At 37.5% G+C, this 23,943-nt stretch carries 19 protein-coding genes and 1 other annotated feature; all 19 genes read left to right on the forward strand.

The window, feature by feature from the left end; translation table 11 throughout:
• The first annotated feature begins 4 nt into the window (after positions 1-4).
• The 19 genes from nusG (at position 5) to BMY85_RS15870 (ending at position 23,852) form a co-directional block, all read left to right on the forward strand.
• On the forward strand, positions 5-523 hold the full coding sequence (nusG, locus tag BMY85_RS07130; protein ID WP_092477582.1) for a transcription termination/antitermination protein NusG: 519 nt from the start codon (positions 5-7) through the stop codon (positions 521-523).
• Between the two features lie 95 nt (positions 524-618).
• On the forward strand, positions 619-1,044 hold the full coding sequence (gene rplK / locus BMY85_RS07135; protein ID WP_092477583.1) for a 50S ribosomal protein L11: 426 nt from the start codon (positions 619-621) through the stop codon (positions 1,042-1,044).
• A 140-nt stretch (positions 1,045-1,184) separates the two neighbouring features.
• Complete coding sequence (gene rplA, locus BMY85_RS07140; protein WP_092477584.1) at positions 1,185-1,877, forward strand: 50S ribosomal protein L1; 693 nt, start codon at positions 1,185-1,187, stop codon at positions 1,875-1,877.
• A 91-nt stretch (positions 1,878-1,968) separates the two neighbouring features.
• Entirely contained in the window at positions 1,969-2,454 is a 486-nt protein-coding gene (locus BMY85_RS07145; protein WP_092477585.1) for a hypothetical protein, read from the forward strand.
• Between the two features lie 183 nt (positions 2,455-2,637).
• Positions 2,638-3,093, forward strand: a complete 456-nt coding sequence (locus BMY85_RS07150) for a hypothetical protein (RefSeq protein WP_092477586.1) — start codon at positions 2,638-2,640, stop codon at positions 3,091-3,093.
• 9 nt (positions 3,094-3,102) lie between these two features.
• On the forward strand, positions 3,103-3,303 hold the full coding sequence (locus tag BMY85_RS07155; protein WP_092477587.1) for a hypothetical protein: 201 nt from the start codon (positions 3,103-3,105) through the stop codon (positions 3,301-3,303).
• 149 nt (positions 3,304-3,452) lie between these two features.
• Positions 3,453-3,585, forward strand: a sequence feature (ribosomal protein L10 leader region).
• Between the two features lie 77 nt (positions 3,586-3,662).
• A complete protein-coding gene (rplJ, locus tag BMY85_RS07160; RefSeq protein ID WP_092477588.1) occupies positions 3,663-4,151 on the forward strand; it encodes a 50S ribosomal protein L10 in 489 nt (162 codons plus the stop codon).
• 81 nt (positions 4,152-4,232) lie between these two features.
• Positions 4,233-4,598, forward strand: a complete 366-nt coding sequence (rplL, locus tag BMY85_RS07165) for a 50S ribosomal protein L7/L12 (RefSeq protein WP_092477589.1) — start codon at positions 4,233-4,235, stop codon at positions 4,596-4,598.
• Between the two features lie 408 nt (positions 4,599-5,006).
• Positions 5,007-6,608: a nitrogenase component 1 gene (locus BMY85_RS07170; protein WP_092477590.1), complete on the forward strand. Its 1,602-nt coding sequence runs from the start codon at positions 5,007-5,009 to the stop codon at positions 6,606-6,608.
• A complete protein-coding gene (locus BMY85_RS07175; RefSeq protein WP_207646535.1) occupies positions 6,574-7,935 on the forward strand; it encodes a nitrogenase component 1 in 1,362 nt (453 codons plus the stop codon). Before BMY85_RS07170 ends, BMY85_RS07175 begins: the two co-directional genes overlap by 35 nt.
• 145 nt (positions 7,936-8,080) lie before the next feature.
• Positions 8,081-9,001, forward strand: a complete 921-nt coding sequence (locus BMY85_RS07180; RefSeq protein WP_092477591.1) for a LysR family transcriptional regulator — start codon at positions 8,081-8,083, stop codon at positions 8,999-9,001.
• Between the two features lie 225 nt (positions 9,002-9,226).
• Positions 9,227-10,579, forward strand: coding sequence for a nitrogenase component 1 (locus BMY85_RS07185; RefSeq protein WP_092477592.1), 1,353 nt, complete (start codon positions 9,227-9,229; stop codon positions 10,577-10,579).
• On the forward strand, positions 10,566-12,083 hold the full coding sequence (locus tag BMY85_RS07190) for a nitrogenase component 1 (RefSeq protein WP_242939692.1): 1,518 nt from the start codon (positions 10,566-10,568) through the stop codon (positions 12,081-12,083). The genes BMY85_RS07185 and BMY85_RS07190 overlap by 14 nt, the downstream gene beginning before the upstream one ends.
• A 17-nt stretch (positions 12,084-12,100) precedes the next feature.
• On the forward strand, positions 12,101-13,192 hold the full coding sequence (locus tag BMY85_RS07195) for an ABC transporter substrate-binding protein (RefSeq protein WP_092477593.1): 1,092 nt from the start codon (positions 12,101-12,103) through the stop codon (positions 13,190-13,192).
• A 37-nt stretch (positions 13,193-13,229) separates the two neighbouring features.
• Positions 13,230-14,024: an ABC transporter ATP-binding protein gene (locus BMY85_RS07200; protein WP_092477594.1), complete on the forward strand. Its 795-nt coding sequence runs from the start codon at positions 13,230-13,232 to the stop codon at positions 14,022-14,024.
• Entirely contained in the window at positions 14,021-14,968 is a 948-nt protein-coding gene (locus BMY85_RS07205; protein ID WP_092477595.1) for an ABC transporter permease, read from the forward strand. The genes BMY85_RS07200 and BMY85_RS07205 overlap by 4 nt, the downstream gene beginning before the upstream one ends.
• A 435-nt stretch (positions 14,969-15,403) precedes the next feature.
• On the forward strand, positions 15,404-19,261 hold the full coding sequence (gene rpoB, locus BMY85_RS07210; RefSeq protein WP_092477596.1) for a DNA-directed RNA polymerase subunit beta: 3,858 nt from the start codon (positions 15,404-15,406) through the stop codon (positions 19,259-19,261).
• A 49-nt stretch (positions 19,262-19,310) separates the two neighbouring features.
• Complete coding sequence (gene rpoC / locus BMY85_RS07215) at positions 19,311-22,994, forward strand: DNA-directed RNA polymerase subunit beta' (protein WP_092477597.1); 3,684 nt, start codon at positions 19,311-19,313, stop codon at positions 22,992-22,994.
• Positions 22,995-23,138: 144 nt separating this feature from the next.
• On the forward strand, positions 23,139-23,852 hold the full coding sequence (locus tag BMY85_RS15870; protein ID WP_092477598.1) for a cellulase N-terminal Ig-like domain-containing protein: 714 nt from the start codon (positions 23,139-23,141) through the stop codon (positions 23,850-23,852).
• Positions 23,853-23,943: the final 91 nt, after the last annotated feature.

A 23,943-nucleotide genomic window follows, 5' to 3' on the forward strand; every position in this document is an offset into this window, starting at 1 on the left:
TTGTATGTCAGAAGCAAATTGGTACGTTGTTCACACTTACTCCGGATATGAAAATAAGGTTAAGGCAAACATTGAAAAAACCGTTGAGAACAGAAATTTGCAGGATCAGATCCTAGAAGTTTCTATTCCGCTTCAAAATGTTGTGGAAATGAAAAATGGTGTGAAAAAGCAAGTTGCTAAGAAGATGTTTCCAGCTTATGTTCTTATCAATATGGTAATGAATGACGACACATGGTATGTAGTACGTAATACGAGAGGTGTTACAGGTTTCGTAGGTCCTGGTTCCAAACCAGTTCCATTAACTGAAGAAGAAATGAAAAGTATGGGACTTGCTGATTTACAGAGTGTACAGGTTGATTTGGAAGTGGGAGAGACAGTAGTGATTACTTCTGGTGTTTGGAAAGATACTGCCGGAGTGATAAAACAGATAAATCACCATAAGCAAAGTGTAACGATCAACGTTGATTTGTTTGGTCGTGAAACACCTGTAGAAATAAGTTTCGCAGATATTAAAAAGTTATAATTTATACAAGTGGGAGAGAACCATTTGCAGTTTAAATGGAGTGTATGAAATATACGGCTCTCGATAAAACCACAAAAATCAGGAGGTATGCTATCATGGCAAAAAAAGTAGAAGGTTATATTAAATTACAGATTCCTGCTGGAAAGGCTACACCAGCTCCACCTGTTGGTCCTGCTCTTGGACAGCATGGTGTAAATATCGTTCAGTTTACAAAGGATTTCAATGCTAGAACTGCAAATCAGGATGGCATGATTATTCCAGTTGTAATCACTGTATATCAGGATAAGAGTTTCAGCTTCGTATGCAAAACTCCTCCAGCAGCAGTTTTGTTAAAGAAAGCATGTAATATTCAGTCTGGTTCAGGTGTTCCTAACAAGACTAAAGTTGCTACAATTTCTAAAGATAAGGTTAAAGAAATTGCAGAATTAAAAATGCCTGACTTAAATGCAGCAAACCTTGAAGCAGCAATGAGCATGATTGCTGGTACTGCAAGAAGCATGGGTATTGTAGTAGAAGATTAATTTTAAAATATGAAGAACAGATAGAATTTAAATATTTTAGGTTAAAAGAAAAAGAATATTCCGCAGATCGTTATACGTGGGAGGGAATGGCACAATCGTGTAGTCAATCGTCCCCGATACTACCACAGGAGGTTAATAGAATGAAAAGAGGAAAAAAGTATATAGAAGCTGCTAAACTTATTGACAGAGGAACTTTCTATGATGCTGAAGAAGCAGTGAGTTTAGTGAAAAAAGCAGCTGTTGCAAAATTCGATGAAACAGTTGAAGCTCATATCAGGCTTGGTGTTGATGGACGTCACGCTGACCAGCAGGTACGTGGAGCTGTAGTATTGCCACATGGTACAGGTAAAACAGTTAAAGTCCTTGTATTTGCGAAAGGCGATAAAGTTGCAGAAGCAGAAGCAGCAGGAGCAGATTTCGTTGGTGGAGATGAGTTAATTCCAAAGATCCAGAACGATGGCTGGTTAGATTTTGACGTTGTAGTAGCAACTCCAGATATGATGGGTGTTGTTGGTCGTCTTGGCCGTGTACTTGGACCAAAAGGTTTAATGCCTAACCCTAAAGCAGGAACTGTAACAATGGATGTTACAAAAGCTGTTAATGACATTAAAGCAGGTAAGATCGAGTATAGATTGGATAAGACAAACATTATCCATGTACCAGTTGGCAAAGCTTCCTTTACAGAAGAACAGTTAAATGAAAACTTTGCTACATTGATGGGTGCAATTATTAAAGCAAAACCAGCTTCTGCAAAAGGACAGTATTTAAGAAGTGTAACAATTGCTTCCACAATGGGACCTGGTGTAAAAGTTAATACAGCAAAATTAGGTTAATCCTGATTTTTAAGAGCCTCAATGCTGGAAAAGATATTGAGGCTCTTATATTGTGATGGCAAGATGGGAAATAATGCAAGGGAGTTAAAAGGTGAAAAAATATAAAATTATCGTATTTGCATTAATAGGGAGTATAGGTTTTGGCAGTATAAGGAATGTGGAAGCAAAAAACCAAAATGCAGATTTATTTGAAGTGATAGAAAAGGATCAGACATTAATTGATGGTATTTTAACAATTAGTGACAGCGAGTTTGTTTCAAAGCATAATATTTTAAAAGAAAGATCCAAAAGCAAATTGCAGAAATGCTTAAAAAAAGGAAATGTCATAGCACTATATCATAAACAGAAAAAAGATTGTAGTATGGCAGAGGTTTTAGAATTTCCGATAGATGTTTCTGACAAAAGCTGTTTAGGAGAAAATGAATCATATTGCACATTATACTATTTAGATGAAAATGGCGTGCCAACTATTCATGACATTGATATTGAGCAAGAAAAGAAAGCCAAAAAGAAAAATGCTGATGATATTGTCCAAGGAGTCGAACGAGATGTTTTAAAGAAAAATAGAAATAGATGAAATTTTGCCACTACATTAAGCACGAAGTACACGACAAAATATATTGGAAAATATGAACGTACATATAGAAATTCAGATGTAGCTTTATTAGAGCTGACTTATAAGTGCTATACATTGCAAAATTATGAAGGACAAGATTTTTATACAATTCTGGGTTCAATTCATGCTAATCCAGGAAGGGCGATGTATGATGCGGGAGACACCAGTTTTGATAGAGATGTACAAGGAGACGGTTTAGATGTGGGGATAGCAGCTTCGTCTTCAGCGACAAAACGTGTTGAATATGGACCAGTTAGGACAGTAGGCAGCCATAGCTATTCTGTATCATTAGGTGGAAACTGGGAAAGAGGAGCAGTGAGTGTTTCACCGAGTTTTTCATATTCAAAAAATATTGACGATACAAGCATTGGTGTGAACTCCTTACCGAATAACACAATATGGAAAGTTAGCCTTAGTAGGGCTGCACAAAAGCAAACCTGTTCCTTTTTTCCGGGAATTACATATTCCACATCGTCAAAATCGGAATCTGCTTATTTTTATGTAGATACAACATTTAGGACAGATGCATGGAATGAACTTCCTACATCGACGCATATAGATAAGAGTATATGTTGTTACCCAAGTAAAATAGGTTTGTAGGTGATAATAATGAAAAATATGAAAAGTGTTTTTTATGGAATAGTTGTTTCTTTTATAGGAATTTTATTCGTTAAATTTATGGATAGTACATTTGTTGGAAATGTGCTGTATTTTAATGATGAAGCAGCAGGGATTATTGTGTTTGCTGTTATATATCTAGCAGGTGTTATTGCAGCTTGTACAGTACGTATGCTTAGTGAAAAAAGGTAGCCTGTAAAGGAACTTATTATAGAGCTGTAAGAAAAGCTAGGTTGGCATTCGCTTTAAAGTACTGTTCATTAATAGGCTTTAAAAAGTTATTGAAATTGTGAAAAACTATTTGACAATTAAATCAGGACGTGTTATGCTAATAAAGGTTTTGATTAAAACCAATATCGCCGAAGACAGTAGGTGCCGCAAGGCATAAGGAGAAAACGCCTACCGAGGAATTTGTTAGCAGGATTTGACTATTCAAGCTCTCTGTCTTTGACTGGGAGCTTTTTTCAGGCTTTTATCAAGTTTGTTTTAAATGTCGTGTTTAGCGAGATTCAGTTTTGCGGCGTTATCATTCTATAAGGAGGTAAAGCAAAATGGCAAAGGTAGAATTAAAACAGCCTATTGTAGACGAGATCAGAGGACATGTAGAGAAAGCTTCTTCTGCAGTGTTAGTTGATTACCGTGGTTTAACTGTGGAACAGGATACACAGCTTCGTAAAGCGTTAAGAGAAGCTGGTGTTGTATACAAAGTATACAAAAACACTTTAATGAAACGTGCATTTGAAGGAACAGACTTTTCTCAGTTAGATGATCAGTTAGACGGACCAAGTGCAATTGCTTTCGGTATGGAAGATGCAACTGCTCCAGCAAGAGTTCTTAATAAGTTCATGAAAGATGCTCCAGCACTTGAATTTAAAGGTGCAGTAGTAGAAGGTACTTTCTATGATGTAGAAGGATGTAAAGTTCTTGCTAACATTCCAGGAAGAGATGAACTTATTTCCAAATTACTTGGAAGCTTACAATCCCCTATTACAAACCTTGCTCGTGTTCTTAATCAGATTGCAGAACAGAAAGAGGCTTAATGGGCAGGATTAGCAATATTGCAATGATATGTTAGAAAAACGAAAATATAAATTTTAAAATTAATATGGAGGTATGTGAAAATGACAACTCAAGAATTTATCGATGTAATCAAAGGTATGACTGTTTTAGAATTAAACGATTTAGTAAAAGCATGTGAAGAAGAATTTGGTGTTTCTGCAGCAGCAGGCGTTGTAGTTGCAGCAGCAGGCGGTGCAGGTGATGCAGCTGAAGAAAAAACAGAATTCGACGTAGAATTAACAGAAGTTGGTCCTAACAAAGTTAAAGTTATCAAAGTAGTTCGTGAAGCTACAGGCTTAGGCTTAAAAGAAGCAAAAGAAGTAGTTGATGGAGCTCCTAAAGTTCTTAAAGAAGCTGCTAGCAAAGAAGAAGCAGAAGAAATCAAAACAAAACTTGAAGCAGAAGGTGCTAAAGTTACTCTTAAATAATTTGAGTTTAGTTAAATTTATAAATGAGTACGGTACAAAACCCAGGAGAAAAACTTCTGGGTTTTTTTGATGTGCATTTGCTGTAAAGGAAATGTGATATCCATGATGAATAGGATAACGGTATGTGGATTTGAAGCAGATTTGATAGCTGGTAAAGCGATAGGTTTAACGAATCACTAGTTATAGGAAAAAATTCTGACAGGATCTGCTCTTTGCGATTGACAAAGAATTTCAATGGGTATATCATTTTTATTATTCATACAAATCCTATAAGAAAAATAAGAAATGGAGAACTTAATGTGATAAGGGAGAATAGAATGGAGATGTTAAAGTATTATTAGTTTAGATGCCGCATTTGAAGTTGAGAAATAAAACAGGTCCTGATAGGACAGTAAGGAGAGAAAAAAAGTGGGTTCAAGAAGAGTAAACCTGAATCTTCCATCTGTGGAGAACAGAGAGTTTCGTCTGGGAACGATTATATCCTGGGATGGAAATGCGAAGGATTTAGTAGAAGAATCAAATTATGAAGGAAGGAGTGAAAAGAGAGGAGGATGCCAGTCTGGAAAGGAAGGAGGCTGTAAGCTATGTGAGCTTAATATGCCTTTTTCGCAGCAGGCTATGTGCTGTCATGCAATTATTGAGACACAGGCAGCCAATATTACAGACTGTGTACTTGTGGAACATTCTCCAATCGGATGTTCTGCAAGACTTCCAAGAATTAATCTTACCTATAAAGGTGGTCTTAGCAGAAGAGGAAAAGAACTTCAGAATATTAAAGTTGTCAGTACAAACCTTCAGGAAAAAGATATGGTATTCGGTGCTGCATTAAAATTAAAGAAGACGATTCGAGATGCTTATGAACGTTACAATCCAAAGGCAATTTTTGTTGCATTAGCCTGTTCAACTGCTATTATTGGAGAAGATATTTGCAGTACATCCGAAGAGATGGAAGCAGAGATTGGAATACCAGTGATTCCATTAGAGTGTGAAGGATTTAGGAGTAAACACTGGAGTACAGGATTTGATATTGCACAGCATGCAGTATTAAGAAGAATTGTAAAGCGTAATCCGCAGAAACAAAGTGACTTGATTAATATTGTTGCCTTATGGGGAAGTGATTATTTTAGTGAAATTCTTAAGCCGTTAGGATTAAGGGTAAATTATCTGATTGATATGGCAAGTTTTGATGAATTAGCACAAGCATCAGAGGCAGTGGCGACGACAACGTTCTGTCATACACTTGGTTCCTACTTTGGTTCAGCACTAGAGACGGAATTTGGAGTACCACAGATTCATGCACCAATGCCATATGGATTTGCAGGGACGGATGCATGGATTCGTGAGATTGCCAAGGTAACTGGAAAAGAAGATATTGTGGAAGCTTACATTGAGAGCGAACATAAGCGAGTGCTTCCTAAGATTAAAGAACTTCGCGAAAAACTAAAGGGAGTGAAAGGATTCGTTGCGACAGGTTCTGCGTATGCGCATGCTATTATTGAGGTTATCAAAGAACTTGGCGTTCAGGTGGATGGTTCTGTTGTGTTTCATCATGATCCTGTATATGACAGTGGAAATGAACATGAGAATTCACTAAAATTCCTAACGGACAATTATGGAGATATTGAATATTTTTCTGTTAGTAAGACACAGCAGTTCCAGCTCTACGGATTGCTAAAACGCGTAGCACCAGACTTCATTATCATACGACATAATGGTATTGCCCCACTTGCATTAAAGATGGGAGTTCCAGCAATGCCAATGGGAGATGAACATATGGCTGTCGGGTATGACGGAATGATTCGTGTAGGAGAAGCATTAGTGGAGATTTTATCACGAAAGAAATTTGGCAAGCTGCTACAGGAAAATATTAAATTGCCGTATACAGACTGGTGGCTGAATCAAGAAGATCCATTCTTGATAGGAAAGCATCCAGAGATACTGGAGACCTGTGTGGACCGGTTCCAGGCGGAAAATAATGAAGAGAAAGGAAATGTGGAAAATGGCAGATAAAAAAAAGAGCGGAAGTATTACACATTCTAGGTATGCATGTGCAATTGGAGCTGTTCATACCGTTTCTGCGATTAAGCGAGCAATTCCTATTGCCAATTGTGGACCGGGATGTACAGATAAACAATTTATTATGATGTCGTTCAGCAATGGGTTTCAAGGAGCTGATTACTGCGGTGGAGGCGCAACACCAAGTGTAAATGTTGGTGAGAATGAGATTATCTTTGGTGGGCAGAAGAAGTTAAAACAGGTTCTAAATGCATCGTTTAAGATTATGGAAGGAGACTTATTCGTTGTTCTGACAGGATGTGTTGGTGAACTGATCGGAGACGATGTTGGTGCGATTGTGAAGGAGTACCAGAAAAAAGGATATCCAGTTGTATATGCAGATGCAGCAGGATTTAAGGGCAACAACTTAATCGGTCATGAAGCAGTGGTAAAAGCGATTATTGATCAGTACGTTGGAGACTATGACGGAGAGAAAAAGAAAGGGCTTATTAATCTATGGAGTGAAGTTCCATACTTTGATACGAACTGGAAAGGTGATTATAGTGAACTGAAACGAATTCTGGAGGGAGCAGGATTTGAAGTCAATGTATTGTTCGGAATTGAGTCAAAAGGGGTAGAAAGCTGGAAGAAGATACCAGAAGCACAGTTTAACTTGCTGGTGTCCCCATGGGTAGGACTAAAGACCGTAGAACATTTGCAGAAGAAATACGATCAGCCATTTTTACATATTCCAGTTATCCCAATTGGAGAGAAAGAGACCTCTGCGTTCATTCGTAAGGTTGTTGATTATGCAGGAATTGATTCTGCACGATCTGAGGTCTTTATAAAAGAAGAATCAGAACGTTATTACTATTATGTGGAACATTTTTCAGAGTTTTTGTCTGAATACTGGTTTGGTTTGCCTGCAAGGTATTCAATTGCAGCAGATGCTTCAAACAATCTTGCAATTACGAAGTTCTTAACGGATCAGATTGGTTTGATTCCAGTAAAAGCAATTATTACGGATAATACTCCAGACAGATACAAGGAACTGATTCAAAAGGAGTATGAGAATATATCAGAAGATGTAAGTGTGGAAGTACAGTTCATAGAAGATGGCTATCAAGTGGAACAGGAGATTGAGAATGCAGATTATGGTCTTGGAAGACCACTTATCTTTGGTTCGAGCTGGGATATTGATGTGGCGAAGAAGAAAAAGGCACTATTTGTCGAAGTGAGTACACCAAATAATTCAGAAGTTGTACTTAACCGTTCCTATATAGGATATCGTGGAGCATTGACACTGCTTGAAAAGATATATTCGGAGGTTGTTCGAGAATAAATTGAGTGAAAATATTGAGAAAAAGAGGTTCTGTTAGCTGCTTTAACAGAACCTCTTTTTGATAGGAGTACTTGCTGATTTGCTATCAAAAAAGTGTCCTAGAGGACAGGGTAAGTGATACACAAAATAAGAAAGGGATGATTCTATGAATTTAAATCAATTAAAATATGCAGTAGAAGTTGCACAATGTAAGTCAATCAATGCAACGGCACATGCCTTATTTATATCACAATCCACAGTTTCCACTACAATCAAAGACTTGGAAGAAGAATTGGGAATTGTGATTTTTAATCGAAGCAATAAAGGAATTACTCTCACAAAAGAAGGAGAAACATTTATCCACTATGCCAATAATATAATGCAACAATACTACCTGCTAGAAGAAAAGTATGGGGAAAAGAAAAAACAGAAAGAGCATTTTTCTATTTCAATGCATCATTCCACCTTTGCAACAAAAGTATTTGCCAGAATCGTAAAAGAGTTTGGCTTAAAAGAGTATGAGTATTCCATTTATGAGACAAAGACAAAGGAGGTGCTAGAACAAGTTGGAAATGGGAAAAGTGAACTGGGAATCTTATATATCAGCAGCTTTAATCAAGCTTACTATGAAAAGGTATTTAAGAACTTAAATTTAGAATTTCAGATGATTACGGAGTATGATGTGTATGCTTATGTCAGAGAGGAGCATCCGTTGGCAGGGCATGACATAATTAAATTAGAACAGTTAGAAGAGTATCCATGTCTTATCTTTGATCAGGATGAAAATAGTAGTTTTTATTTTTATGAAGAGATTATTAGTGCGTATGAGTACAAAAACATTATACGGACAAGCGACAGAGCAACAACCATTGATTTGCTGCATGCACTGGATGGATATTCAATCGGTATCGGCATGGTGCAAGAAGAAAAATCGGTAAATGGCATCATAGCAATTAAAATCGATACAGATGAAAAAATTAATGTTGGCTATCTGATGCGAAAGGGACATCCATTCTCGCCTATTGCCAGCCGTTTCCTGCAAGAGTTTCAAAAGAGCAATCTGCCATTTGAACAAGAAGAGTGCTAGAGTATTGAGTATGAAAAAATACGATAACAAACAATCTGTTATCCCTATAACTGGGAATATTGACTTTCAAAGGGGGAGAATCTATAATAAATGTCAGAAAAACATATTAATCATATAAGAATTATAGGAAAGAAGGAGAAGATGATATATAAGTTTATTTGGCAAAGCATAAAAAACAGGAAGTAAAAAAGAGATGGAATATATACGGTAAAGGAGACTAAATAAATGGCAGTGATAGAAAGACCACGTTTTTCCTGTATGTTAGGAGGAGCATTAGCGACACTTTCCTTTTTGCCAGGCGTTGTTCCCATTATTCATGGTGCACAAGGCTGTGGAGGAGGTCTGTTTGGAGCTTATACACTAGGGGGAAGGCTAGGAACAGGATACTGTGGGGGAACAGGGATTCCTAGTTCCAATATAGGTGAAAAAGAAATTATTTTTGGAGGAGCCGAAAGGTTAAAAACTCAGATTGAAAACACATTGGATGTCATGAAGGGAAAATTGTATGTCGTTGTGAGTGCCTGTATGGCAGATATTATTGGTGAAGACATTGAGGGAGTCATAAATCAGATTGAGAATAAAGAAAAGGCATCCATTATTTATATTGATACAGGGGGATTTCAAGGAAAAGCCTATGATGGATACGATATTGTATTTCAAGAGCTGTTTCGCCAATACATACCAAAGAGGGAGAAAAAGAAAAACCTAGTAAATCTATTTGGAGAAGTACCAGGATATGATCCGTATTTTCGAGGAAATTTAGAAGAAATAAAAAGAATCTTAGGGGAAATTGGACTAGAGGTAAATCAGTTTTTAACACCTGGGGAAACACATGAGAACCTGCTGTCAGCAGGAAGTGCTGCATTAAATATCGTTTTATCGCCAGTTCATGGTATAAAAATAGTCCAAACAGCGAAGAAGACACATGATATTGATTATCTTGTGGAACCCCTTCCTGTTGGAGCAATTGCAACTGAACGATTTATAAGAAAAGTAGCAGAAAGATTAGAGCTAGATTCAGAGAAAGTTGAGAAGGTAGTAAAGAATGAGAAAAAGAAATATTATACCTATTTCGAGCAAGTGACAGATTATATTACCGATACAGATGTGCAAAGCTATGGAATCGTAATTGCCAATAGTACGGATGCCTTATCTTATGCAGAATATCTAGAGAATGAAATAGGTTTTATTCCGAAATATATCTTTATCACAGACTTCCTTTCGGAGAGTGAGAAAGCGCAGGTAGAAGAGGCTTATTTTAAACTTGCTTTCGGAGAACCGCCAGAACTTGTGTTTGAGATGGAGACAAAGGCAATTGAACGATATGTGACACAACGGCATCATTTTGGAGAGGCAGATGAATATGTAGAGACATTATATCCGTTAATCATTTTGGGAAGTTCGATTGATACTCAACTTGCAAACAAATTAGAAGGAGACCTGTTGCCAATTAGTTATCCATGTTATCCAGCAGTTTTGAATAAGGGGTATGCTGGTTTTCGTGGAGGCAATACGTTATTTGAAGATATCTTGAATCTGCAGCAGAAGAGAGAGGTGAAAGTCATTGTCCAAGAGTGATACAGAAGAACGCAATGTAATATCGGTTCATAAATTTTTACATAATTATGAGGCGAAAGAACCGAAAGGGAGAGAAGTAACAAGAGATACCACAAATGCATATGGTGGAGATTTGGAACATATGATGCAAGGTGCATGTAGTGGCTGCTTGAAACGTTGCAACCGAGATTTCACACAATCTATTTATTGCCAAAACTCAGTATCTACACTGATGTCTAGTTCTTTACAAGGCTCTGTACTAATTATGCATGGACCAGTTGGCTGTGGCTCACAGAATCATGGCTTGCATGGACGCGTCGGATTGGCATCGAAACATCGTGGGGTGCCAAAAGAGGAAGTGATCTGGCTTAGTTCCAATATGACAGAAGACTCTGTCATACGAGGAGGAGTGTCTAATTTAAGAGAAGCTATTTTAAAGGCAGAGAAAGAATATCATCCATCCTCCATTTTTGTATTGAATTCCTGTGCTCCTGGGGTAATTGGAGATGATATAGAAAGTGTAATTGATGATTTGAGAGATCAGGTAAATGCGATACTAGTTCCACTGCATTGTCCAGGATTTGCAGCGAAAGTATTTACCTCAGCATATGATGTTGTATATCATGGAGTTTTGAAGAATTTTGAATTTGATCAGGGCATGTCTCTAGCGAAGACGGATAAGAAAGAAAAAATAGTGAATTTATTTGTTGCATCCTCCATTTCTGCATATGACGAGAAGGAAATAATTGATTTATTAGGGAAGATCGGGATTCAGGCAAGAACATTTATTGAGTACCGCTCTCCAGAAGAGTTAAAGCGCATTACAGAAGCAGATTTAAATGTTTGCCTTTGCCATGTCCATGATATTTATTTTGTTAATTTTCTAAAAGAGAAGTATGGAATGCCATATATTACGCCATCCATTCCCATTGGCATAAGTGCAACAAATCAATTTATAACAGAGATTGCAGAATTCTTTGGGTTGGAAGAAGAAGCGAAGGAGCTGACAGAAAAGGAGACACAGAAAGTTCAAAAAGCAGTAGCGCCGATAAAGGCTAGAATACAAGGAAAAACAGCGGTGATTAGTGGAGGATATCTTCGAATCGGTACGACCGCATTACTTCTAGATGACATTGGAATTAAAGTGCTTGGACTTCGCCATTTTAATTATGATGAATTTGGCAACCCGCTATTTGAAGAAGTCAAGGAGCGGATTGGCAATATCACAAATAGTGTTTCCACGCAAGCATCAGAACTTGTAAATTTGTTGAGAAAGCTAAAACCAGACTTTGCGATTACACATCCAGGAGCAGGAGTGTGGGTTGAGAAAACAGGAGTTCCAACATTAGTTTTGTTTTCTGAAAATTTTTCCTATTTTGGATATCGTGGTGTATTTGAATTAGCAAGACGTATTGATAGGAAGATTCGTAATTATAGCTTTACAACCCATTTAAGTGAAAATGTGGAACTTCCATTTTTAGAACAATGGTATGAGAAAGATCCTTATTATTATATAAACGATTAAAAGAGAGAAGGGAAAAAATGAAAAAGCGAAAACAAAAGATAATGGCATTACTATTGGCCATGGTTTTGGTTTTTAACTTGAGTGGCTGTGCAAAAAACAAAGGAACAAGTGGTAATGCCAGTGCAGATCGGGATTCTGGATCTAAGTCAGTACTTCGTATTGCCAATCTGCCTGCATCCTTTAAAGCATGTTTGACATTAATTGCAGATGCAAAAGGATATCTGACAGAAGAGGGGTTGAATTATGAATTGATTAGTTTGCAGAATTCGTCTGATGCATTGATAGCTTTGGAAGAAAATAAAATTGATGTGAATCCATCTGGTATAAGTAACATTTTAGCTGGAATTCAAGATGGAGAAGATTTATACGTAATAGGTGGTTCGGCACAAGCCGGAGGGGTAATTATTGCAAAGCCTAAAAATGCAGAGAAATATAGTGACTTAGCAAATTGGGCTAAAAGTACATTTGCTTCTGGACGTTCCTACACGGGTGATTTTGTGGTTAGACATTACTTGGGTACCATTGGTATCGACTCGAACAAAGATATGAAATCAGTGGATCTAGGCGATGATCTTTCTATCATCCAGGCTGTACAAAAAGGACAAGCTGATGTGGGATATATTACGGCAAACAGTACACTAAAAGCAGTAAACTGTGGATTAACGCTTGTTACGAATGTAAACGATTATGAAGATGCTTATCCATGTTGCCGTATCAGTACAAATGGAAAGGCAATCAAAGAGAAATATAATGAACTGGTTCTATTCTTAAAAGGGATTATCCGAGCTTATGATTTCATTCTAGAAAATAAAGACGAAACAATAAAAATTATGATGGATCTGACGGATCAGGATAAAGATTATGTAACGGAAGTTATGTATGGTGATTATGCGTCAAAATATATACCAGATCCTGCCAGACAGAAGGTGCTTAATTTTGCAGAGTATTTAAAGGAAGCAGATGCAATCGGCAATACGGATTTAATAGAAGACGCCATAAATGTTGAAATATATAAAAAAGCATTGGATGCCATAGTTGAGGAGTACCCAGATAATGAAAATTATCAGACGTTACTTTCTTCATATGAAACATTTGATTTAAAAAAATAAGGAATAACTTGAAATATATCAGGAGGTGAACATAGGAATGATAAAATTTGACGGTGTATCAATGGAATATAATAGAAATGGAAATGTACAGCGTGTATTGAATAACATTAACCTAGAGATTGAGGATGGTGAGTTTATTTGTCTGATTGGGCCATCGGGATGCGGAAAAAGTACACTCTTGTCTCTGGTTTCTGGATTGAATCATCCAACAGAGGGAGAGGTGAGAATTGATGATAACGTAGTTACAGGTCCAGGGGTAGACCGTGGCGTAGTTTTTCAGCATTATTCCTTGTTCCCTTGGATGACAGCAGAGAAAAATGTTGTGTTTGGAATTAAGCAGGCTAAGATTGAAAAATCGGATAAAGCAATCAAGAAGAGAGCACATGAATTTTTAGATAAAGTGGCATTATCCGACAGCAAAACCAAGTATCCATTTGAACTATCAGGAGGAATGCAGCAGCGTGTAGCATTGGCAAGAACATTGGCAATGGATACGAATATTTTATTGATGGACGAGCCGTTTGGAGCAATTGACCCGCGAGTACGATTTGAATTACAGGAACTGACTCTTGATTTATGTAAAAGTGGAAAGAAAACAACATTATTTGTGACACATGATATAGATGAAGCACTATTTTTAGCAGACAGGATTTTATTTATGTGCCCAGGAAATGTACATAAAATAATTGATGTAAAAAGCGTATTTCCAGAGAAAAAGGATAGAACTGAAATGCTGAAATCAAAAGAATATAAAAACCTGCACAATGAACTTGTGATGCTCTTTTATCAGGACATCGGCAATAAGATAGGTGGGGAAGAGGTGGTTATATGAGTAACATTAATAAAACGAAGGACAGGTCTATAGGCTTTCAGTTTCTAGTTTCATTCCCAACATTGTTATTTCTGGTAAATCTGTTTCTTACCGTTTTTGTGAGGGGTACATACCAGCCTAAAAATAGAACCATATATATTCTCGTATTAGTGCTTATCTGGATAGGACTACTCCTGGCCACAATTCGGGGAAAAGGAAAAGAAAGGTCACCATATGACATCTGTTCGGCTATATACTTATTTTTATTAGTGTGGGAGATATTTGCAAGAATAACATTGTCATGGAACCAGACACTTTTCCCGTGTATAGAAGATGTATGTGCTGTATTTATTACAGACTGGAGCGATATGCTAGAAGGAGTTTTTAGTTCCATGAAGATACTTCTGATCGGGTACGGAATTGCATTAGGGTTCGGGAATTTCTTAGGACTTATCGTTGGATACAATGAACGGCTGAGTAAGGATTTTATTCCAATTTCAAAAGTAATTAGTTCCATTCCGCCGATTGTATATACACCATATCTGATAGCATTACTTCCGAGTTTTAACTCAGCATCTATATCGGTTATGGCATTCGCATTATTTTGGCCAACTTTCTTGGGAATGATTACATGGGTTCAGAATATTGAATCAAAGATACTGGATTCTGCCAGAACACTGAATGTTGGAATTTTCACAATGCTATTTAAAATTATATTGCCATATACAGTGCCAGCCATAATTAATAGTATTCGAATCCGTTTTTCAATGAGTTTTATGATCTTAATTATGGCAGAAATGATAGGTGCACAATCGGGACTTGGTTATTACGTTAAGAAATTTTCCGATTATATTGATTTTGCTAGAGTATTAGCAGGAATTATATTAATTGGTTTAGTAATAACCTTAGCAAATTTTCTATTAGGAAAACTTGAAAAAACAGCAGTAAAATGGGAAAAAGTATAATATTACAGTTGCCTGGCAAGTGATCTGCTATGTGTAAAAGCAGTGTCTGCCAGGCAATTTTAATTGTACTTCTATATAGGAAATGTTTACATCAAATGCTTTAGGGAATGATTTTAGATATATGAATCATAAAACAGAATAGACAGAAAGTAAATTCAGATATGATCAAAAGAGAAAATAAACAAAGAGACAAAAAACAACCTGTTTTTTACGAAATCAATAATAATTAAACTTGACATCTTGACATAATTATGCTAAGATGAAAAATGCACTATTGTGGTGTCGTGTGCTATCATTTTTAACTAATTAAATTATAACACACAATTAAAAAACAGTAAAGTATTTGTTTGAATAACATATCGAAATATACCTCGAGGGCCTGGACAGCCTGGTTATTCGAAAAACATAAAAATATTCAAGGGGTGAAGAGCGTCAATGGAAAAAAACAGAATTCGTCCAGTAAAAGTTGGTAACGGTGTAAGGATGAGTTTTTCTAGACAAAAAGAAGTCTTAGAAATGCCTAATTTAATTGAAGTGCAGACAGATTCTTACAAATGGTTCTTAGAAGAAGGGCTACATGAAGTTTTCAGAGACATTTCTCCAATCTCGGATTATAGTGGTCACCTTAGCTTAGAATTTGTTGATTTTACACTATGTACCGATGATGTGAAATATTCCATCGAGGAGTGTAAAGAACGAGATGCAACCTATGCAGCTCCACTGAAAGTAAAAGTAAGGCTTCACAATAAGGAAAGTGAAGAAATCAACGAGCATGATATATTTATGGGTGACTTACCATTAATGACAGCTACAGGCACATTTATTATTAATGGTGCCGAAAGAGTTATCGTTAGCCAATTAGTACGTTCCCCTGGTATATACTATGCGATTGGACACGATAAGATTGGTAAGGAATTATATTCAAGTACAGTTATTCCGAATCGTGGTGCATGGTTAGAGTATGAAACAGACTCAAACGATATTTTCTATGTACGAGTAGACAGAAACCGTAAGGTACCTATTACTGTATTGATTCGTGCTCTTGGCGTTGGTACCAATGCAGAGATTACAGAATTATTTGGCGAAGAAATCAAGATTCTTAGAAGTATTGAAAAAGATACTTCTACAGACTACGAAAGCGGTTTGCTGGAATTATACAAAAAACTTCGTCCAGGAGAACCTTTAGCAGTTGAAAGTGCAAAGAGTTTAATTGAAAGCATGTTCTTTGATCCTAGAAGATACGACTTGGCCAAGGTTGGCAGATACAAATTCAACAAGAAGTTATCTTTGAAAAACAGAATCACAGGATTAAAGCTTGCTGAAGAAGCTGTAAGCAATGCAACGGGTGAAATTTATGAAGCTGGCACTCTTATTACGGAAGACATTGCCAATGAGCTGCAGAACAGTGGTATCCAGTATGTCTGGGTAGAAACTGAAGACCGCAAAGTAAAAATATTAAGCAACCAGATGGTTGATATTAATGCTTATATAGATATAGATAGAGAAGAAATAGGAATTCATGAAGATGTATACTATCCAGTTCTTAAAGCAATTCTTGAACAGGATTTAGAAGAAGACGACTTGATTTATGAAATTAAGAAAAACATTAATGAACTGGTTCCAAAGCATATTACAAAGGAAGATATTTTTGCTTCCATTAATTATAATATGCATTTAGAATACGGGATAGGACATGCGGATGATATTGACCACTTAGGCAACAGAAGAATCCGTGCTGTAGGTGAGTTATTACAGAACCAGTACAGAATTGGTTTATCCCGTATGGAAAGAGTTGTTCGTGAAAGAATGACTACTCAGGACTTAGAAGGGGTTTCCCCACAGTCATTGATTAATATTAAACCTGTTACAGCAGCTGTGAAAGAATTCTTCGGAAGTTCTCAGTTATCACAGTTCATGGATCAGAACAACCCTCTTTCAGAGCTGACACATAAGAGACGTTTATCCGCATTAGGACCTGGTGGTCTGTCCAGAGACCGTGCCGGATTCGAGGTTCGTGACGTTCACTATTCCCATTATGGCAGAATGTGTCCAGTAGAAACACCTGAAGGACCTAACATTGGTCTTATCAACTCTCTTGCATCTTATGCGAGAATTAACGAATATGGTTTCATTGAAGCTCCATACCGTAAAGTTGATAAAACAGATCCGATGAATCCAAAAGTAACAGATGAAGTTGTTTATTTAACAGCTGATGAGGAAGATAAATATGTGGTAGCACAGGCTAATGAAAAACTGGATGCAGATGGTCACTTTGTGAACAATAATGTATCTGGACGTTTTAAAGAAGAAACATCCGAGTTCGAGAAAAAGAAAATCGACTTAATGGACGTATCTCCTAAGATGGTATTCTCTGTTGCCACAGCCATGATTCCTTTCCTTGAAAACGATGATGCAAACCGTGCCCTGATGGGGTCTAACATGCAGCGTCAGGCTGTTCCTTTATTAGTAACAGAAGCACCTGTTGTTGGTACTGGTATGGAAAGAAAAGCTGCTGTGGATTCAGGAAACTGTGTATTAGCAACAGCCTCTGGTACCGTAGAAAAAATCTCCTCTAATGAAATTATTATTAGAGAAGACAGTGGGGCTAAAAAAGCATACAAGCTTGAAAAATTTGCAAGGAGTAACCAGGGTACTTGCATGAACCAGAGACCAATCATTAACTGTGGCGATCACGTAGAAGCAGGGACTGTAATTGCAGATGGACCTTGTACTTCTAATGGGGAAATCGCTCTTGGCAAGAACCCGTTAATTGGTTTCATGACATGGGAAGGTTACAACTACGAAGATGCTGTTCTTCTTAGTGAAAGATTAGTTCAGGAAGATGTTTATACTTCCGTTCATATAAATGAGTATGAAGCAGAGTCACGTGATACGAAATTAGGACCAGAAGAAATCACTCGTGATGTTCCTGGTGTTGGAGACGAAGCATTAAAAGATCTGGATGAAAGAGGTATTATCCGTATTGGTGCAGAAGTACGTTCTGGAGATATCCTTGTTGGGAAAGTAACTCCTAAGGGAGAAACAGAGCTTACTGCAGAAGAACGTTTATTACGTGCAATTTTCGGAGAAAAAGCTCGTGAAGTCAGAGATACTTCTCTTCGTGTACCTCATGGGGAATTTGGTATCATTGTTGATGCAAAAGTATTCACACGTGAAAATGGTGACGAATTATCACCAGGTGTAAATCAGTCTGTTCGTATTTACATTGCACAGAAGAGAAAAATTCAAGTAGGAGACAAGATGGCTGGCCGTCACGGTAACAAGGGTGTTGTTTCCAGAGTTCTTCCTGTAGAAGATATGCCATTCCTGCCAAACGGACGTCCTCTGGATATCGTATTAAACCCTCTAGGCGTGCCTTCCCGTATGAACATTGGACAGGTACTTGAAATTCACCTGAGCTTAGCTTCCAGAGTATTAGGTTTTAACGTAGCCACACCGGTATTTGATGGTGCTAACGAGTTTGACATTATGGATACTCTTGAAATGGCAAATGATTATGTAAATACTTCATTGGAAGATTTTAAAGCAAAATATGAAGATCAGATTGACCCAGAACTTATGAAATATCTTCTTGAAAATGAAGATTATCGTAAACAATGGGCAGGTGTTCCTATTAATCGCGATGGTAAAGTTCGCCTTCGTGATGGTAGAACAGGTGAGTACTTTGATGGTGCTGTTACAGTAGGTTTCATGCATTATTTGAAACTTCACCACTTGGTAGATGATAAGATCCATGCACGTTCCACTGGTCCTTATTCATTAGTAACTCAGCAGCCACTTGGTGGTAAGGCTCAGTTCGGTGGACAGCGTTTTGGAGAGATGGAGGTTTGGGCACTTGAAGCTTATGGTGCTGCTTACACATTACAGGAAATCCTAACTGTAAAATCCGATGATGTTGTTGGCCGTGTTAAGACTTATGAAGCTATCATTAAGGGCGATAATATTTCTGAGCCTGGTATTCCAGAGTCCTTTAAGGTATTATTAAAAGAATTACAGTCCTTAGCATTAGACGTAACAGTATTAGACGAAAATGGTAATGAAATTCCAATGAACGAAAGCATTGAATATGGTGATGAAGAACTTACACCATTAATTGAAGGTGAAGAAAGCTTCCGTTTCGACGGTAATGACAGTTTTGATAAGCAGGAAGGTTTCCGTGCTGCCGAGTCCGTAGATGAGTTAAACGAAGAAATTTTCAATGTTTTTGAAGAAGATGATGAACAGTCATTTGCTGAAGAAGATGATTTAGACAGTGATGATGATTTATTATAAAGTGCATTGGTTTGTATAAATGAATTAGAAATGAAGGGAGCGCCAGGTGATGCCAGAAGTTATCAGTAAACAAGAAGAACATCAGTTATCCTATGATAAAATTAAAATCGGTCTTGCTTCTCCAGAGAAAATCAGAGAATGGTCACGGGGCGAAGTGAAAAAGCCAGAAACCATTAACTATAGAACTCTGAAACCAGAAAAGGATGGTCTTTTCTGTGAAAAAATCTTTGGACCAAACAAAGACTGGGAGTGTCATTGTGGTAAGTATAAAAAAATCCGCTATAAAGGCGTAGTCTGTGACCGTTGTGGCGTTGAAGTTACAAAAGCTAGCGTACGTCGTGAAAGAATGGGTCATATTGAACTAGCTGCTCCAGTATCTCATATCTGGTACTTTAAAGGTATTCCAAGCCGTATGGGATTGATCTTGGATTTATCTCCAAGAACACTTGAAAAAGTATTATATTTTGCTTCCTATATCGTATTAGATAAAGGAAACTCAGATTTACAATATAAACAGGTTTTAAACGAGAGAGAATATCAGGAAGCCCGTGAAAAATTCGGCAGCTCATTCCGTGTAGGAATGGGTGCTGAAGCTGTTCAAGAGTTATTACAGGCAATTGACCTTGAAAAGGAATCCGTTGAATTAAAACGTGGGCTTAAAGAATCTACAGGTCAAAAAAGAGCAAGAATTATCAAACGTCTGGAAGTTGTGGAAGCATTCCGTGAATCCCAGAATAAACCAGAATGGATGATCCTTAGCGTGGTGCCGGTTATTCCTCCAGACTTACGTCCTATGGTTCAGTTAGATGGTGGACGTTTCGCAACATCTGACATGAATGATTTATATAGACGTATTATTAACCGTAACAACCGTCTTAAGAGACTTCTTGAGTTAGGTGCGCCTGACATTATTGTTCGTAATGAAAAGAGAATGCTTCAGGAAGCGGTTGATGCATTAATTGATAATGGCCGCCGTGGTCGTCCAGTTACTGGACCAGGCAACCGTGCATTAAAATCTTTATCTGATATGTTAAAAGGTAAGCAGGGACGTTTCCGTCAGAACTTACTTGGTAAACGTGTTGACTACTCAGGACGTTCCGTTATTGTAGTAGGACCAGAATTAAAGATTTATCAGTGCGGTCTTCCAAAAGAAATGGCTATTGAGTTATTTAAGCCATTTGTAATGAAGGAGTTAGTTTCTAAGGGAACTGCCCATAACATTAAATCTGCCAAGAAAATGGTAGAGAGATTACAGCCAGAGGTATGGGACGTTCTTGAAGAAGTAATCAGAGAGCATCCTGTTATGTTAAATCGTGCTCCTACTCTTCATAGATTAGGTATTCAGGCATTCGAGCCAACACTAGTAGAAGGTAAAGCGATCAAGCTTCACCCATTAGTATGTACAGCATTTAACGCCGATTTCGATGGTGACCAGATGGCGGTGCATTTGCCATTATCAGTAGAAGCTCAGGCAGAGTGCCGTTTCCTGTTACTATCACCGAACAACTTGTTAAAACCATCCGATGGTGGTCCTGTAGCCGTCCCTTCACAGGATATGGTCCTTGGTATTTATTACTTAACACAGGAAAGACCAGGTGCTTTAGGAGAAGGCCACTTTTTCAAAAATGTAAACGAAGCGATTTTAGCTTATGAAAATCAGGCTTTAACATTACATTCCAGAATTAAGGTACGAAAAACCTCTGTGAATGAAAATGGTGAAAAAATTACAAGAAACATTGAATCTACTTTAGGAAGATTTATCTTCAATGAAATTATTCCACAGGATTTAGGTTTTGTAGACCGTTCCAATCCAGATAATTTCATGGTACCAGAAGTTGACTTCCATGTAGGTAAGAAACAGTTAAAACAAATCCTTGAGAAATGTATTAATACTCATGGAGCAACAAAAACTGCTGAAACATTAGACAACATTAAGTCTTTAGGTTATAAATATTCTACTCGTGCAGCGATGACCGTTTCTATTTCTGATATGACAGTACCACCTAAGAAAAAAGAAATTATCGCAGAAGCAGAGAAAACAGTTGAAAGAATTGCAAAGGACTTCCGTCGTGGTCTTACAACAGAGGAAGAACGTTACAAAGCAGTTATTGAGACATGGAAAGAAGCCGATGATGAAATCACAGAAGCACTTTTAACAGGTCTTGATAAATATAACAACATTTTTATGATGGCTGACTCTGGAGCCCGTGGTTCTGATAAGCAGATTAAGCAGTTAGCAGGTATGCGTGGGCTGATGGCTGATACATCAGGTCGTACAATCGAACTGCCTATTAAATCCAACTTCCGTGAAGGTCTTGACGTACTGGAGTACTTCATCTCTGCTCACGGAGCTCGTAAAGGTCTTTCTGATACAGCCTTGCGTACAGCCGATTCAGGTTACCTGACTCGTCGTCTTGTAGATGTATCTCAGGATTTGATTATTAGGGAAACAGACTGCTGTGCAAACAAAGGTGTTGTTCCGGGGATGTGGATTAAAGCTTTCACAGACGGAAAAGAAGTAATCGAAAGTCTAGAAGAAAGAATTACAGGAAGATATTCCTGTGAAACAATTACAAGTGATGATGGTGAAGTAATTGTAAAAGCAAACCATATGATCACGCCAAAGCGTGCAGCTAAAATCGTAAAAACAAAAGCGGTTGCAGAAGCAGGAGATCAGGCAAAATTAAAGATTCGTACTATTTTAACATGTAAATCACATATTGGTGTTTGTGCGAAATGTTACGGTGCTAACATGGCAACTGGTGAAGCCGTACAGGTTGGTGAAGCAGTTGGTATCATTGCAGCTCAGTCTATCGGTGAGCCAGGTACACAGCTTACCATGCGTACTTTCCATACAGGTGGTGTAGCTGGTGACGATATCACACAGGGTCTTCCTCGTGTCGAGGAGCTTTTCGAGGCAAGAAAGCCTAAGGGTCTTGCTATTATCGCAGAGTTCGGTGGAATTGTTTCTATCAGTGATACAAAGAAGAAACGTGAAGTTATCATTACAAATCAGGAAACAGCGGAAGCTAAGGCTTACCTGATTCCTTACGGTTCCCGTATTAAGGTATTAGAAGGCCAGGTAATTGAAGCTGGTGATGAGTTGACAGAAGGGTCTGTAAATCCACACGATATCTTAAAGATTAAAGGTGTCCGTGCTGTTCAGGATTACATGATTCAGGAAGTTCAGCGTGTATACCGTCTGCAGGGTGTAGAAATTAATGATAAGCATATCGAAGTAATTGTACGTCAGATGCTTAAGAAAATCCGTATTGAAAATAATGGAGATTCTGAATTTCTACCAGGAACATTAGTAGATGCTCTTGAGTTTGAAGATGAAGTAGAAAGATTAAAGAATGACGGATTAGAACCACCAGAAGGAAAGCAGGTAATGCTTGGTATTACAAAGGCTTCTTTGGCTACGAATTCTTTCTTATCAGCTGCTTCCTTCCAGGAAACAACGAAGGTATTAACAGAAGCCGCTATTAAAGGTAAGGTTGACCCATTAATCGGTCTGAAAGAAAATGTTATCATCGGTAAGTTAATTCCTGCTGGTACAGGCATGAAGAGATACCGTTCTGTAAAACTTGATACGGATATTAATCAGGAAATTGAATTATCAGAGGAATTTGATAGTGAAGATTTAGGAACAGACGCTATGGATGAATTTTTAGTGGATGAAAAAGTAGAAGATGCTTTCTTAGACTTCCCTGATGATTTAGATGATTTATAAAATGTGGAAAAGACACGCTCTAAATTGCTGGATTAGAGCGTGTCTTTTTATTGCCATACTATTGTTTCAATTTTGGAAAGAGATATAATAAGTTTGTGAGTAAGTACATATTATGAGGAGGAACCAAATGAATTAACAAAAGAAGTGCAGACGAAGATCTTAGAGTTTAAGTATGAAGAGGCATCAGATCCAGTTCTAAGACTGGTATGTAACTGTGGTTTATTTGATGACACAGAAGGATTGGATGAACATGAAATTTATATTGATAATGTTTCATTAGAAATGATAGATGATTCAAATGCAGTAAAAGCTGAAGTTGTTGAGGTTCCATCTAAGGATGTTAATGTGAATCAGATTGGTTACCTTCCAGGAACTAAGAAAACAGCAATTTTCCGTGGAGATACAAAAGGCGATTCATTTGAAATAATCAATGTGGAAAACAATGAAACGGTATACACAGGTAAAATAGAGAATGAAAAAATGAACTCAACTGCTGGAGAAACCAATTATTATGGTGATTTTACAGAAGTTGCAGAAGCAGGTACATATAAAATCAAAACAGAAGCTTATGGAGAATTTTATGAATTTAAGATTGGAGAAGATGTATATGATAACGTATTTGCAGATACGGTAAAAATGCTTCATAAACAACGTTGTGGTATCAAATTAGATCCTTCCATAGCAGGTGAGTTTACTGGTGGACCAGACAGTAAGTTGGAAGACCCATATGCTGCGGCAATGTTGAAAGATACGCCAGCAGCTAAGTGCTACGTGGATAACCACGGAAGTTTCTCAACCAATGAGATAACAATTTACTGGAACTCACCTTTTATATTTACAATGAATGCATTAAAGTAAAAGGTTAAAATAGTTTTTCTGAAAGCCCCTTTTGAATTGATAAAATAGCTTGAAAGGGACTTTTTCTAACGTCTTGTTATAAAATATGGTA

This window comes from [Clostridium] polysaccharolyticum, assembly GCF_900111595.1.
In the GTDB taxonomy this organism is placed as follows: Bacteria; Bacillota; Clostridia; order Lachnospirales; family Lachnospiraceae; genus Clostridium_AI; species Clostridium_AI polysaccharolyticum.

Excerpts from the sequence above, each read along its gene's own strand:
- nusG (WP_092477582.1), top strand. The coding sequence starts at position 5 with ATGTCAGAAGCAAATTGGTACGTTGTTCACACTTACTCCGGATATGAA.
- rplK (WP_092477583.1), top strand. The coding sequence starts at position 619 with ATGGCAAAAAAAGTAGAAGGTTATATTAAATTACAGATTCCTGCTGGA.
- rplA (WP_092477584.1), top strand. The coding sequence starts at position 1,185 with ATGAAAAGAGGAAAAAAGTATATAGAAGCTGCTAAACTTATTGACAGA.
- BMY85_RS07150 (WP_092477586.1), top strand. The coding sequence starts at position 2,638 with ATGTATGATGCGGGAGACACCAGTTTTGATAGAGATGTACAAGGAGAC.
- BMY85_RS07155 (WP_092477587.1), top strand. The coding sequence starts at position 3,103 with ATGAAAAATATGAAAAGTGTTTTTTATGGAATAGTTGTTTCTTTTATA.
- rplJ (WP_092477588.1), top strand. The coding sequence starts at position 3,663 with ATGGCAAAGGTAGAATTAAAACAGCCTATTGTAGACGAGATCAGAGGA.
- rplL (WP_092477589.1), top strand. The coding sequence starts at position 4,233 with ATGACAACTCAAGAATTTATCGATGTAATCAAAGGTATGACTGTTTTA.
- BMY85_RS07175 (WP_207646535.1), top strand. The coding sequence starts at position 6,574 with ATGAAGAGAAAGGAAATGTGGAAAATGGCAGATAAAAAAAAGAGCGGA.
- BMY85_RS07180 (WP_092477591.1), top strand. The coding sequence starts at position 8,081 with ATGAATTTAAATCAATTAAAATATGCAGTAGAAGTTGCACAATGTAAG.
- BMY85_RS07185 (WP_092477592.1), top strand. The coding sequence starts at position 9,227 with ATGGCAGTGATAGAAAGACCACGTTTTTCCTGTATGTTAGGAGGAGCA.
- BMY85_RS07195 (WP_092477593.1), top strand. The coding sequence starts at position 12,101 with ATGAAAAAGCGAAAACAAAAGATAATGGCATTACTATTGGCCATGGTT.
- BMY85_RS07200 (WP_092477594.1), top strand. The coding sequence starts at position 13,230 with ATGATAAAATTTGACGGTGTATCAATGGAATATAATAGAAATGGAAAT.
- BMY85_RS07205 (WP_092477595.1), top strand. The coding sequence starts at position 14,021 with ATGAGTAACATTAATAAAACGAAGGACAGGTCTATAGGCTTTCAGTTT.
- rpoB (WP_092477596.1), top strand. The coding sequence starts at position 15,404 with ATGGAAAAAAACAGAATTCGTCCAGTAAAAGTTGGTAACGGTGTAAGG.
- rpoC (WP_092477597.1), top strand. The coding sequence starts at position 19,311 with ATGCCAGAAGTTATCAGTAAACAAGAAGAACATCAGTTATCCTATGAT.